Raw genomic sequence first — 14,441 nt, 5'->3', positions numbered from 1 at the left:
ATTTATTGGCGATAAAAACGCGAAATTTTAATCCACGGGGAGCTAACCCTTATCTAAATATAGTTAAGGCGTCGTGTTCGTAAGAACTAGCGATACTACCCATAATGTAAGGTAATTAAAGATGGCTAAAAAAGTCGAAGCTTTAATCAAGCTACAAGTTGCTGCTGGTGCAGCAAACCCTTCACCACCAGTTGGTCCTGCACTAGGTCAACACGGTGTAAACATCATGGAATTCTGTAAAGCGTTCAACGCAAAAACAGATTCTCTTGAAAAAGGCGCTCCAGTTCCAGTAGTTATTACTGTATACAGTGACCGTTCTTTTACGTTCGAAACAAAAACTCCACCTGCTTCTTACTTACTTAAGAAAGCGGCTGGTATCAAGTCAGGTTCAGGTCGTCCTAACACTGAAAAAGTTGGTACTGTTACACGTGCTCAACTTGAAGAAATCGTTAAGATGAAAGAACCAGACTTAACAGCAGGTTCTATGGACGCTGCAGTACGTACAATCGCGGGTTCTGCTCGTGCAATGGGTTTAGTGGTAGAGGACTAATCAATGGCTAAATTATCAAAGCGCGCTCGTCTTATCCGTGAAAAAGTAGACGTATTAAAAGATTATGAAATCAACGAAGCTTTAGCTCTTTTAAAAGAATTAGCAACTGCTAACTTCCGTGAAAGTGTTGACGTTGCTGTAAACCTAGGTATTGATGCTCGTAAATCAGACCAAAACGTTCGTGGTGCTACTGTATTACCACACGGTACTGGTCGTGACGTACGTGTTGCAGTATTTACTCAAGGTGCAAACGCTGACAAAGCAAAAGAAGCTGGTGCTGACATCGTTGGTATGGACGATCTTGCTGAGCAAGTTAAAGCAGGTCAAATGGACTTCGACGTAGTAATTGCAACTCCAGATGCAATGCGCGTTGTGGGCCAATTAGGTCAAATCTTAGGCCCACGTGGTCTTATGCCTAACCCGAAAGTTGGTACGGTAACTCCTGACGTTGTAACTGCTGTTAACAACGCAAAAGCGGGCCAAGTTCGCTACCGTAACGACAAGAACGGTATCATCCATACTACAATCGGTAAGGTTGATTTTGACGACGCTAAGTTAAAAGAAAACTTAGAAGCATTATTAGAAGCGCTTAAGAAAGCTAAGCCTGCTAATGCTAAAGGTCAATTCATTAAGAAAGTTTCAGTTTCTACTACTATGGGTGCAGGTGTATCTGTAGACCAAAGTAGCTTAGTACTTTAATTTTCAGTAAAGCCAAGTAATTGGAACTTTACTTGGGCGAAATTATAAACTATACTTTCGCCCCTTAAATTTTGGTAGGTGCTGTTTATACAGCCCCGTCAAAGACCGCAGGAGTGGTAAACACTTAATATTTTTCCTGCGTAGATGGTGATTACCCAGATATTTCCTATAAATTTCTGGCTTCGCCGTAAAGCCCTCAAGGAAACTTGGGGAGAAGTTAATACCGGTTTATCCGGTTGAACCAGGAGTTAAAGCCAATGGCTATCAATCTTGATGACAAAAAAGCAATTGTTGCTGAAGTTCAAGAAGCTGCCGAAGGCGCTCTATCAGCTGTAGTTGCCGACTCACGCGGTGTTACAGTTGACGCAATTACAACTTTACGTGCTACTGCACGTGAAAACGGTGTATGGATGAAGGTTGTTCGCAACACTTTAGCACGCCGTGCTGTTGAAGGTACTCCTTTCGAATGTCTTACTGAGACTTTCGTTGGTCCTTCACTAATTGCATTTTCAAGCGAGCACCCAGGTGCTGCTGCACGTATCTTCAAAGACTTCGCTAAAGAAAACGAAGCATTTGAACTTAAAGCAGCTGCATACGAAGGTGAAACAGTAGACGTTGAAGTACTAGCTACGCTACCTACTTACGACGAAGCTATTGCACGCTTAATGAGCGCTATGAAAGAAGCATCTGCAGGCAAGCTTGTTCGCACTATTGCTGCAGTCCGCGATCAGAAAGAGCAAGAAGCTGCTTAATCGTTGTTATACAACACAAGCTTTTTGTATTAATAGTTATTACACAGCCAATAAGGCTGTCATTTAAACAGGAAATTGAAAATGTCTATTTCTAAAGACGATATCCTAAACGCAATTGCTGAAATGTCAGTAATGGAAGTTGTTGAACTAATCGAAGCAATGGAAGAGAAGTTCGGCGTAACTGCTGCTGCTGCTGTTGTAGCTGCTGCTGGCGATGCTGGCGCTGCTGCTGCTGAGCAAACTGAATTCGACGTAATCTTAACTGGTTTCGGCGATAAGAAAGTTGCAGTAATCAAAGCGGTACGTGGTGCTACTGGTCTTGGCCTTAAAGAAGCTAAAGAGCTTGTTGAAGGTGCACCTAAAGCGCTTAAAGAAGGTATCGACAAAGCAGAAGCTGAAGCTCTTAAAGCAGAACTTGAAGAAGCAGGCGCTACTGTTGAACTTAAATAATCTGTTTAGCTACAGATTATTTGCCTGAAAAGGCACTGGCTGGTGATTTAAACGTCACCGGCCTTTTTGCGCTAAAGAATATCGTTTTTTAAAAAGCAACAGCATAAAGGTTTTTTTTTAAACGAAAACAGTGCATTATTTGATGTGAAAACATTACAGCAATACCCTGTCTGATACCAATTGGATTAGATAAGTGGTCAAAAAGTCAGTTTGATCAATTATTTAGTCCAATTGGTATTTTTAGGCAGATTCGGCCATAACCAGCAAGCTGAGGAACCCCATGGTTTACTCTTACTCTGAGAAGAAACGAATTCGAAAGGACTTTGGTAAAAGCGCGCAAGTAATGGATTATCCATTCTTGTTATCTATCCAACTCGAATCTTTCCGTAAGTTTATTGATGTTGATCCGGCAGGCGAAACCGGTTTAGAAGCAGCGTTTCGTTCTATTTTTCCAATTAAAGCCTACTCTGGTAGCTCAGAATTACAATATGTAAGCTATCGTCTAGGCGAGCCACTATTTGACGTGAAAGAATGTCAAATTCGTGGTGTAACATACTCTGCGCCTCTTCGCGTTAAATTACGTTTAGTAATTTATGATAAAGAAGCACCAGCAGGTACTGTCAAAGATATCAAAGAACAAGAAGTATATATGGGTGAAATCCCATTAATGACTGACAATGGTACATTTGTCATTAATGGTACTGAGCGTGTTATTGTTTCTCAATTACACCGTTCACCGGGTGTATTTTTCGATCACGATAAAGGCAAAACACACTCTTCTGGTAAAGTATTGTATAACGCTCGCGTTATTCCTTACCGCGGTTCTTGGTTAGATTTCGAATTTGATCCTAAAGATAACTTATTCGTTCGTATAGACCGTCGTCGTAAGTTACCAGCGTCTATTATCTTACGTGCATTAGATTATGGCACGGAAGAAATCTTAGACATGTTCTACGACACTACGGACTACGAAATTAAAGGTGACAAGCTAATTATGGAGCTTGTGCCAGAACGTTTACGCGGTGAAACTGCAACATTTGACATTAAAATGCCAAATGGCGACGTTTTAGTAGAACAAGGCCGTCGTATTACAGCTCGTCATATTCGTTCTTTATCAAAAGAAAATGTTAGCGAGTTAGAAGTACCTGCAGATTACATCGTAGGTAAAGTACTTTCTAAGCCTTATGTTGATGAGTCAACAGGTGAATTGATTGCAGACGCTAACGCAGAAATTACTTTAGAATTGTTAGCAGCATTAAGCCAAGCTGGTTACAAGAAAATCTCTACACTTTATATGAACGAATTTGATGTTGGTTCATATATGTCAGATACAGTGCGTATCGATACTACAACTAACCGCCTAGAAGCATTAGTTGAAATTTATCGTATGATGCGCCCAGGCGAGCCACCAACAAAAGATGCTGCTGAAGCGTTATTTGCTAACCTGTTCTTCTCGTTAGAGCGTTATGACTTATCAACGGTAGGTCGTATGAAGTTCAACCGTCGTGTTGGCATCAACGAAGAAACAGGCGAAGGTACACTTTCGAACGACGATATCATCAAAGTAATGAAAACATTGATTGATATTCGTGACGGTAAAGGTGAAGTGGATGATATTGACCACTTAGGTAACCGCCGTATTCGTTCTGTAGGTGAAATGGCTGAAAACCAATTCCGTGTTGGTCTTGTTCGTGTTGAACGTGCCGTGCGTGAACGTTTAAGCTTAGGTGATCTTGATGCTGTAATGCCACAAGACTTAATCAACGCTAAGCCTATTTCTGCTGCTGTTAAAGAATTCTTTGGTTCTTCACAACTATCTCAGTTCATGGATCAAAACAACCCGTTATCAGAAGTAACTCATAAGCGTCGTATTTCTGCATTAGGCCCAGGTGGTTTAACACGTGAACGTGCTGGCTTCGAAGTACGTGACGTTCATCCAACTCACTACGGTCGTGTATGTCCAATCGAAACGCCTGAAGGTCCAAACATCGGTTTGATCAACTCGCTTTCTTGTTATGCACGTACTAATGACTACGGTTTCTTAGAAACTCCTTATCGTAGAATCGTTGATGGTGTGGTAACTGACGAAGTAGATTACTTATCAGCAATTGAAGAAGGTAACTTTGTTATCGCTCAAACTAACGCTGAAGTTGACGAAAACGGTAAGCTTGTTGATGGTCTAGTACCATGTCGCCACAAAAACGAATTTACGTTAATGTCGGCTGACCAAGTTCAATATATGGACGTATCGCCACAACAAATCGTATCGGTTGCTGCATCACTAATTCCATTCCTAGAGCACGACGATGCTAACCGTGCATTGATGGGTTCAAACATGCAACGTCAAGCGGTTCCTACGTTAAAAGTAGACAAGCCACTTGTCGGTACAGGTATGGAAAAAATTGTTGCTGTTGATTCAGGTGTAACGGCAGTAGCAAAACGTGGTGGTGTTATTGATTACGTAGATGCGTCACGTATCGTTGTTAAAGTAAATGAAGATGAAATGGTACCAGGTGAAGCAGGTATCGACATTTACAACTTAACAAAATACACACGTTCAAACCAAAACACATGTATCAACCAGCGTCCAACAGTACGTATGGGTGAGCCAGTGATTCGTGGTGACGTACTTGCTGATGGTCCTTCTACTGACTTAGGTGAATTAGCACTTGGTCAAAACATGCGCTTGGCATTCATGCCTTGGAACGGTTACAACTTTGAGGATTCAATGTTGTTATCTGAGCGTGTTGTACAAGAAGACCGCTTTACTACTATCCATATTCAAGAGTTAAGCTGTATTGCGCGTGACACTAAGTTAGGTGCTGAAGAAATTACTTCAGATATTCCAAACGTTGGTGAGTCAGCACTAAGCAAGCTTGATGAATCTGGTGTTGTGTACATCGGTGCTGAAGTTAAAGGTGGCGACATCTTAGTAGGTAAAGTAACACCTAAAGGTGAAACACAATTAACGCCAGAAGAAAAACTTCTACGTGCGATTTTTGGTGAAAAAGCAGCTGATGTTAAGGACAGCTCTTTACGTGTACCTAACTCAGTATCAGGTACTATCATCGACGTACAAATCTTTACCCGTGACGGTGTAGAGAAAGACAAGCGTGCATTAGAAATTGAAGAAATGCAGCTTAAAGAAGTTAAGAAAGATTTAGGTGATGAGTTCTCTATTTTAGAAGACGGTATTTATGCACGTGCGAAGAAATTGCTTCTTTCTGCAGGTCTTAACGAGTCTGAATTAAATGGTATGTCTCGTGATCGTTGGTTACTACAAAACCTAGCAAACGAAGACCAACAATCTGAGCTTGAGCAAATTGCTGAGCAATACGACAACATCAAAGCTGACTTCGATAAGAAATATGAAGTTAAGCGTCGTAAGATCACTCAAGGTGATGATTTAGCACCAGGTGTTCTTAAGATTGTTAAGGTTTACCTTGCGGTTAAACGTCGTATTCAGCCAGGTGATAAAATGGCTGGTCGCCACGGTAACAAGGGTGTTATCTCTAACGTTGTACCTGTGGAAGATATGCCATATGACGAAAATGGTGTTCCGGTAGATATCGTACTTAACCCATTGGGTGTACCGTCTCGTATGAACATCGGTCAGATCCTTGAAACGCATTTAGGTATGGCTGCTCGTGGTATCGGTGAAAAGATTAACCGTATGCTTGAAGAGCAACGTGAAATCGCTAAGTTACGTGAATTCTTGAAAGAGGTTTACAACTTAGGTGAGTCACGTCAAGACGTAGACATTGATAGCTTCTCAGATGATGAAGTTATGCGCTTGGCTGATAACTTACGTGCAGGTCTTCCAATTGCTACACCAGTATTTGATGGTGCAAGTGAGAAAGAGATCAAAGAATTATTCAAACTAGCAGATATGCCAGAAAGCGGTCAGTTCACGTTAACTGATGGTCGTACTGGTCGTCAGTTTGAGCGTCCAGTAACTGTTGGTTACATGTACATGTTGAAACTAAACCACTTAGTTGATGACAAGATGCATGCTCGTTCTACTGGTTCGTACAGTCTTGTTACTCAACAACCGTTGGGTGGTAAGGCGCAATTCGGTGGTCAGCGTTTCGGTGAGATGGAGGTATGGGCATTAGAAGCATATGGTGCTGCTTATACCCTACAAGAAATGTTGACGGTTAAGTCGGATGACGTAAACGGTCGTACTAAAATGTACAAAAACCTTGTTGACGGCGATCACCGTATGGAACCAGGTATTCCTGAGTCATTCAATGTATTACTTAAAGAGATCCGCTCTTTAGGTATCAACATTGAATTAGACGAAGAGTAATTGGAACGGGATTAACTGAACATTACTTAGCGTAATAGTCAGTAAACGGAGTAGGTAGCTGTGCTACCTACTTCTCAAGATTAACTCCGACAGGAGATAGAGTGTGAAAGATTTACTTAAGTTTCTTAAGCAACAAAATCAAACAGACGAATTCGATGGTATTCGCATCGGATTAGCATCACCAGACATGATCCGCTCTTGGTCATTTGGTGAAGTTAAAAAGCCAGAAACGATTAACTACCGTACGTTTAAACCAGAGCGTGACGGTTTATTCTGTGCGCGTATTTTCGGCCCGGTAAAAGACTACGAATGTCTTTGTGGTAAATACAAGCGTTTGAAGCACCGTGGTGTTATTTGTGAAAAGTGTGGTGTAGAAGTTACATTAACTAAAGTTCGTCGTGACCGTATGGGTCATATTGAACTAGCAAGCCCAGTTGCTCACATCTGGTTCTTAAAATCACTTCCATCACGTATCGGTCTTTTATTAGACATGACGCTACGTGATATTGAACGTGTACTTTATTTTGAATCATACGTGGTGACAGAGCCAGGTATGACGTCTCTTGAAAAGAGCCAAATCTTAACTGAAGAAGAGTACTTAGATGCATTAGAAGAACACGGTGACGAGTTCGACGCATTAATGGGTGCAGAAGCGGTATTAGCACTTCTTCAACAAATCGATTTAGAAGGTGAAATTTCACAAATGCGTGAAGAGTTACCTGAAATCGGTTCAGAAACTAAGCGTAAGAAAATCACTAAGCGCTTGAAGTTAATGGAAGCATTCGCTCAATCTGGTAACAAACCAGAATGGATGATCATGTCTGTTCTTCCTATTCTTCCGCCAGATTTACGTCCACTAGTTCCACTAGACGGTGGCCGTTTTGCTACGTCTGATTTGAATGACCTTTACCGTCGTGTTATCAACCGTAACAACCGTTTGAAGCGTCTTTTAGACCTAGTAGCACCAGACATTATCGTACGTAACGAAAAGCGTATGTTACAAGAGTCTGTTGATGCGTTATTAGATAATGGTCGTCGTGGTCGTGCAATCACTGGCTCTAACAAGCGTCCATTAAAATCACTTGCTGATATGATCAAAGGTAAGCAAGGTCGTTTCCGTCAAAACCTTCTAGGTAAGCGTGTTGACTATTCTGGCCGTTCTGTAATTACCGTTGGTCCAACGCTTCGTCTTCACCAATGTGGTCTTCCTAAGAAAATGGCACTTGAATTATTCAAACCATTTATCTATGGCAAGTTAGAAGCACGTGGCTTAGCAACTACTATTAAAGCAGCTAAGAAATTAGTTGAGCGTGAAGGCGCAGAAGTATGGGATGTATTAGACGAAGTAATTCGTGAACATCCAGTATTACTTAACCGTGCACCAACACTTCACAGATTAGGTATTCAAGCATTTGAACCAGTATTAATCGAAGGTAAAGCGATTCACCTACACCCATTAGTGTGTGCGGCATATAACGCTGACTTCGATGGTGACCAAATGGCTGTTCACGTACCATTAACGCTTGAAGCGCAATTAGAAGCGCGTGCGTTGATGATGTCGACGAACAACGTGTTATCTCCTGCAAACGGTGATCCAATTATCGTTCCTTCACAAGACGTTGTATTAGGTCTTTATTACCTAACACGTTTCCGCGTAAATGCGTTGGGTGAAGGTATGGTGTTCACTGATACGAAAGAAGCTGAAAAAGCATACCGCACAGGTGTTGCTGACCTTCATGCTCGCGTTAAAATTCGTATCACTGAATATGTTGCAAACAGTGACGGTGAGCTAATTGCAAATACGTCATTGCGTGATACAACGGTTGGCCGTGCAATCTTATGGCAAGTTTGTCCAAAAGGTTTACCTTACGACTTAATTGATCAGCCGTTGGGTAAAAAGCCAATTTCTCGCTTAATTAACCATGCATACCGTAACTTGGGTCTTAAAGACACAGTTATCTTTGCTGACCACATTATGTACACAGGTTTCCATTACGCGATGGTAGCTGGTGCGTCAGTTGGTATCGATGACATGGTAATTCCTGATGAGAAGTACACTATCATCGAATCTGCGGAAGAAGAAGTAGAAGAAATTCAAGCTCAGTTTGAGCAAGGTCTTGTAACTGCAGGTGAAAAATACAACAAAGTTATCGATATTTGGTCATCAGCTAACGAAAAAGTTTCTAAAGCGATGATGGATAACTTATCGAAAGATCAAGTATTAAACCGTGATGGTGAGATGGAAGAGCAAGACTCATTCAACTCAATCTACATGATGGCTGACTCGGGGGCTCGTGGTAGTGCCGCTCAGATCCGTCAGTTAGCGGGTATGCGTGGTCTAATGGCTAAGCCAGATGGCTCAATCATTGAAACACCAATTACGGCGAACTTCCGTGAAGGTCTAAACGTACTTCAGTACTTTATCTCTACTCACGGTGCTCGTAAGGGTCTTGCCGATACGGCACTTAAGACAGCTAACTCGGGTTACTTAACACGTCGTCTTGTAGACGTTGCACAAGATTTGGTTGTTACTGAAAAAGACTGTGGCACTGAAGACGGTCTATTAATGACACCACTAATCGAAGGTGGCGATGTTGTTGAGCCGTTACGTGAGCGTGTTTTAGGTCGTGTAGTAGCTGAAGACGTAATGATCCCTGGTACAGAAGAAGTATTACTTCCTCGTAACACATTAATTGATGAGCAATTATGTGACACGTTAGAAGAGCATTCTGTAGACCAAGTTAAAGTACGTTCAATCATCACTTGTTCTACTGATTACGGTATCTGTGCATTATGTTACGGTCGTGACTTAGCACGTGGTCACCTGATCAACCAAGGTGAAGCAATTGGTGTTGTAGCTGCTCAATCAATTGGTGAGCCGGGTACACAGTTAACGATGCGTACGTTCCATATCGGTGGTGCGGCATCTCGAGCGTCTGCTGAAAACAGTGTACAAGTTAAGAACAAAGGTACATTGAAATTACAAAATGCTAAGTTCGTAACGAACTCTGATGGCAAAGTAGTTATTACCTCTCGTTCAACTGAGCTTACAGTAATTGACGAACTGGGTCGTGAGAAAGAGCGTTATAAAGTTCCTTACGGTACTGTACTTAGCAAAGCTGATGGTGAGTCGATTGAAGCGGGTGATACCGTTGCAAACTGGGATCCTCATACGCATCCAATCATTACGGAAGTACAAGGTAAGATCAAGTTTGTAGACCTAGTAGAAGGTTTAACAATGACTCGTCAAACGGATGAGTTAACAGGTCTTTCTAGCATCGTAATCACTGACGCGGGTCAACGTAGCTCTGCGGGTAAAGAAATGCGCCCTATGGTTAAACTAATTGACGCTGCAGGCAACGATGTGATGATTGCGGGTACTGATATCCCAGCACAATACTTCTTACCAGGTAACGCGATTGTTAACCTAGAAGATGGTGCGGAAGTAAGCATCGGTGACGCGTTAGCACGTATTCCACAAGAGTCTTCGAAAACTCGTGATATTACCGGTGGTCTTCCACGTGTTGCTGACTTATTTGAAGCTCGTAAGCCTAAAGAGCCTGCTATTCTTGCAGAGAAAACGGGTATTATCGGTTTCGGTAAAGAAACAAAAGGTAAGCGTCGTCTACTAATCACACAACAAAGTGGTGAAGTATACGAAGAGATGATTCCTAAATGGCGTCAACTTAACGTGTTCGAAGGTGAATCTGTACAAAAAGGTGAAGTTATTGCCGACGGTCCAGAGTCTCCACATGACATCTTACGATTACGTGGTGTAGCACCTGTTGCTAATTACATCGTAAACGAAGTACAAGACGTTTACCGCCTACAAGGTGTTAAGATCAACGATAAGCACATTGAAGTTATCGTTCGTCAGATGATCCGTAAGTGTGAAATCATGGATGCTGGTGACTCTGAATTCTTGAAAGGTGAGCAAGTTGAAGTAGCACGTGTACGCATCGCAAACCGTGAATTAGAAGCAGCAGGCAAACAGCCAGCTGAATTCGAAATTCAAATGATGGGTATCACTAAAGCATCACTTGCAACTGAATCGTTTATCTCAGCTGCGTCGTTCCAAGAAACAACACGTGTTCTAACTGAAGCGGCAGTAAGTGGTAAGAAAGATTCACTTCGTGGTTTGAAAGAAAACGTTATTGTTGGTCGCTTGATCCCAGCTGGTACAGGTTATGCGTACCACCAAGATCGTGCACGTAAGCGTGCTGCAGAGGTTGAGCCAGAAGTAACTGTTTCAGCTGATGAAGCTGCACAAGCCTTGACTGATGCGTTAAATGCTGATTTAGAAGCTGGTAGCGCAGACGAATAAGACTTCTTGTAGAAATCTTTAAAATAAAGCCGTAGTCATCATGCTACGGCTTTTTTATTTTTACCCCTCCAAATATTTACTAATGATCATAAATAAACTGATAAGGATCCTTTTGCTGTTTTTCTTGACAGTTCATAGCTTGACCATTAGAATTCTGCGACCTTTTATTCTGTGTTAGCTATAACGTCAGTTTAAAAGGTTTGATTTTTCACGTTTAAGAGAGTGCAAAGCATGATTTGCTGAGCACAAGTTTTAATTAATCAGGAGCTATAATGGCAACTATTAACCAATTGGTACGCAAACCGCGTGTCAGAAAAGTTGCGAAGTCTAACGTTCCAGCGTTAGATGCATGTCCGCAACGTCGTGGTTTACAAGAGCATAGCGTTATCTTGATCCGTGGTGGTCGTGTTAAAGACTTACCTGGTGTACGTTATCACACTGTTCGTGGCGCACTTGACTGTTCAGGTGTTAACGATCGTAGACAAGGCCGTTCTAAGTACGGTGCTAAGCGCCCTAAATCTTAACGGTTCTCCGTCAAGTAAGGCCAAACTAACTTTTATTTATTAATTGTTTTGGGTATATCCTGAAGCTAATTCGGAGAATTTAAAATGCCAAGAAGACGCGTCGTCGGTCAGCGTAAAATCTTACCTGATCCGAAGTTCGGAAATGAACTATTAGCAAAATTCATCAACATCCTTATGGTTGATGGTAAAAAAGCTGTTGCAGAAAAAATCGTATACGGTGCATTAGACATCTTAGCGGAAAAAAACAACGAGAAAGAACACTTAGAGCTTTTTGAAGAAGCTTTAGAAAACATCCGCCCACAAGTGGAAGTTAAGTCTCGTCGTGTTGGTGGTTCTACTTACCAAGTTCCAGTTGAAGTTCGTCCAGTTCGTCGTAACGCGCTAGCCATGCGTTGGTTAGTTGAAGCAGCTCGTAAACGTGGTGAAAAATCAATGGCTCAACGCCTTGCTAACGAGATGTTAGATGCATCTGAAAGCAAAGGTTCAGCGGTTAAGAAACGTGAAGACGTTCACCGTATGGCCGAAGCGAACAAAGCGTTCGCACACTATCGCTGGTAATCACGATAGTAAACTAATGGATAGCGTAGTTACCGAAGTTCATAAAACGGTAACTACGCTTTTCTACACTAGGAACTAGTCAAATAGTCTTATTATGGGCATTTCCTACGCTAAGCTTGAGATTATTTGACTATATCTTTAAAGATTTGAGGAATAATAAGTGGCTCGTACAACCCCTATAGAGCGTTACCGTAACATTGGTATTTGTGCTCACGTAGACGCCGGTAAAACGACAACAACAGAACGTGTATTATTTTACACGGGCCTATCACATAAAATCGGTGAAGTGCACGATGGTGCCGCAACCATGGATTGGATGGAACAAGAGCAAGAGCGTGGTATCACTATTACCTCGGCTGCAACAACTTGTTTTTGGCGTGGTATGGATGCGCAATTTGAAGAACACCGCATTAATATCATCGATACTCCTGGACACGTTGATTTTACTATCGAAGTAGAGCGCTCACTGCGTGTACTTGATGGTGCTGTACTAGTATTGTGTGGCTCTTCTGGTGTACAACCTCAAACTGAAACTGTTTGGCGTCAAATGGAAAAGTACGCTGTTCCTCGCATGGTCTTTGTTAATAAAATGGACCGAGCGGGTGCGAATTTCCTTAATGTTGTCAAACAGATGAAAGATCGCTTAGGTGCTAATGCGGTACCTATCCAATTGGCTGTTGGCGCTGAAGAAGAATTTTCTGGTGTTATCGACCTGATCAAAATGAAGGTCATCAACTGGAACGAAGCTGATCAAGGTATGACCTTCACTTATGAAGATATTCCAGCCGACCTACAAGATTTAGCTGATGAGTGGCGTGAGAACCTTGTCTCAGAAGCGGCTGAAGCTGACGAAGAGTTAATGGAAAAGTACCTTGAAGAAGGTGACTTAACTGAGGCGGAAATTAAAGCGGCCCTTCGTAAACGTACATTGGCTAATGAAATTGTATTAACAGCCTGTGGTAGTGCTTTTAAGAACAAAGGTGTTCAAGCTGTACTTGATTCAGTTGTTGAATACTTACCTTCTCCGACAGAAGTTACTGCAATTAAAGGTATTAACGACGATAAAGAAGAATCTGAAGGTACACGTGAAGCTGATGATAAAGCGCCATTTGCCGCATTAGCGTTTAAGATTGCAACAGACCCTTATGTGGGTACACTTACCTTCTTCCGTGTATATTCAGGTGTCGTTCAAACGGGTGACAGTGTTTATAACCCGGTCAAAGGTAAAAAAGAGCGCTTTGGACGTATCGTGCAAATGCACGCTAATGATCGCCAAGAAATTAAAGAAGTTCGTGCTGGTGATATTGCTGCCGCGATTGGTTTAAAAGATGTAACAACTGGTGACACATTATGTGATCCTTCTAAAGTTATTACGCTGGAACGCATGGAGTTTCCTGAGCCAGTTATTTCTGTTGCTGTGGAACCAAAAACCAAAGCTGACCAAGAGAAAATGGGCGTAGCTTTATCTAAACTTGCGGCAGAAGACCCGTCTTTCCGAGTAGAAACTGACGATGAAACTGGTCAGACCATTATTTCGGGTATGGGTGAACTTCACTTAGATATCATTGTTGACCGTATGAAGCGCGAATTTAGCGTTGATTGTAACGTTGGTAAACCACAAGTTTCTTATCGTGAAACTATTCGTTCAACGGTTGAGGTTGAAGGTAAATTTGTTCGTCAATCTGGTGGTCGAGGCCAATTCGGTCATGTATGGCTTAAAATGGAGCCACTTGAAGAAGGCGCTGGTTTCGAGTTCGTTAACGAAATTGTTGGCGGTGTGGTACCCAAAGAATATATTCCTGCAATTGAAAAGGGTTGTAGGGAGCAAATGGATTCTGGTGTTTTAGCTGGTTTCCCTATGCTTGATGTAAAAGTAACATTGTATGATGGTTCATATCATGATGTTGACTCTAATGAAATGGCGTTTAAAGTAGCCGCTTCAATGGGCTTTAAAAAAGGTGCATTAGAAGCTTCTCCTGTATTACTTGAGCCAATGATGAAAGTTGAAGTAACTACGCCAGAAGAAAATATGGGTGACGTTGTTGGCGATTTAAATCGTCGTCGTGGTATGATTGACGGTATGGATGAAGGTCCTGCTGGTTTAAAAATTGTTAACGCAATGGTACCGTTAGCCGAAATGTTCGGCTATGCGACAGATTTACGTAGCGCAACACAGGGCAGAGCTTCATACTCTATGGAGTTTAAGCAATATGCTGAAGCACCTAAAGTCGTTGCAAACTCAATTATCGAAGGCCGTGGAGGCATCGTTTAATCG

At 42.0% G+C, this 14,441-nt stretch carries 9 protein-coding genes; all 9 read left to right on the top strand.

The genetic code is table 11. The annotated features are described in order from the left end of the window. Positions 1–121 precede the first annotated feature (121 nt). A complete protein-coding gene (gene rplK / locus IE199_RS06560; protein ID WP_189768443.1) occupies positions 122–550 on the top strand; it encodes a 50S ribosomal protein L11 in 429 nt (142 codons plus the stop codon). Positions 551–553: 3 nt separating this feature from the next. Continuing rightward, positions 554–1,249, top strand: coding sequence for a 50S ribosomal protein L1 (gene rplA, locus IE199_RS06555; RefSeq protein ID WP_189768442.1), 696 nt, complete (start codon positions 554–556; stop codon positions 1,247–1,249). A 257-nt stretch (positions 1,250–1,506) separates the two neighbouring features. Then, positions 1,507–2,001, top strand: coding sequence for a 50S ribosomal protein L10 (gene rplJ, locus IE199_RS06550; protein ID WP_189768440.1), 495 nt, complete (start codon positions 1,507–1,509; stop codon positions 1,999–2,001). A gap of 81 nt (positions 2,002–2,082) precedes the next feature. After that, a complete protein-coding gene (gene rplL, locus IE199_RS06545) occupies positions 2,083–2,451 on the top strand; it encodes a 50S ribosomal protein L7/L12 (RefSeq protein ID WP_189768438.1) in 369 nt (122 codons plus the stop codon). Between the two features lie 280 nt (positions 2,452–2,731). Beyond that, positions 2,732–6,760, top strand: a complete 4,029-nt coding sequence (gene rpoB, locus IE199_RS06540; protein ID WP_189768436.1) for a DNA-directed RNA polymerase subunit beta — start codon at positions 2,732–2,734, stop codon at positions 6,758–6,760. A 103-nt stretch (positions 6,761–6,863) separates the two neighbouring features. After that, positions 6,864–11,084 carry a DNA-directed RNA polymerase subunit beta' gene (rpoC, locus tag IE199_RS06535; protein ID WP_189768434.1) on the top strand — a complete coding sequence of 1,407 codons (4,221 nt, stop codon included), beginning with the start codon at positions 6,864–6,866 and terminating at the stop codon, positions 11,082–11,084. A 272-nt stretch (positions 11,085–11,356) separates the two neighbouring features. Continuing rightward, complete coding sequence (locus tag IE199_RS06530; RefSeq protein ID WP_189768432.1) at positions 11,357–11,608, top strand: uS12 family ribosomal protein; 252 nt, start codon at positions 11,357–11,359, stop codon at positions 11,606–11,608. 84 nt (positions 11,609–11,692) lie between these two features. Beyond that, positions 11,693–12,166: a 30S ribosomal protein S7 gene (gene rpsG, locus IE199_RS06525; RefSeq protein WP_189768430.1), complete on the top strand. Its 474-nt coding sequence runs from the start codon at positions 11,693–11,695 to the stop codon at positions 12,164–12,166. Between the two features lie 160 nt (positions 12,167–12,326). Then, a complete protein-coding gene (gene fusA / locus IE199_RS06520) occupies positions 12,327–14,438 on the top strand; it encodes an elongation factor G (protein WP_189768428.1) in 2,112 nt (703 codons plus the stop codon). Positions 14,439–14,441: the final 3 nt, after the last annotated feature.

It is taken from the genome of Thalassotalea marina (genome assembly GCF_014656435.1).
GTDB classification, from domain to species: Bacteria; Pseudomonadota; Gammaproteobacteria; order Enterobacterales; family Alteromonadaceae; genus Thalassotalea_C; species Thalassotalea_C marina.
This window is presented reverse-complemented; position numbering and strand designations above follow the sequence as displayed.

Coding starts and splice junctions, on each gene's coding strand:
- rplK (WP_189768443.1), top strand. CDS start 122: ATGGCTAAAAAAGTCGAAGCTTTAATCAAGCTACAAGTTGCTGCTGGT.
- rplA (WP_189768442.1), top strand. CDS start 554: ATGGCTAAATTATCAAAGCGCGCTCGTCTTATCCGTGAAAAAGTAGAC.
- rplJ (WP_189768440.1), top strand. CDS start 1,507: ATGGCTATCAATCTTGATGACAAAAAAGCAATTGTTGCTGAAGTTCAA.
- rplL (WP_189768438.1), top strand. CDS start 2,083: ATGTCTATTTCTAAAGACGATATCCTAAACGCAATTGCTGAAATGTCA.
- rpoB (WP_189768436.1), top strand. CDS start 2,732: ATGGTTTACTCTTACTCTGAGAAGAAACGAATTCGAAAGGACTTTGGT.
- IE199_RS06530 (WP_189768432.1), top strand. CDS start 11,357: ATGGCAACTATTAACCAATTGGTACGCAAACCGCGTGTCAGAAAAGTT.
- rpsG (WP_189768430.1), top strand. CDS start 11,693: ATGCCAAGAAGACGCGTCGTCGGTCAGCGTAAAATCTTACCTGATCCG.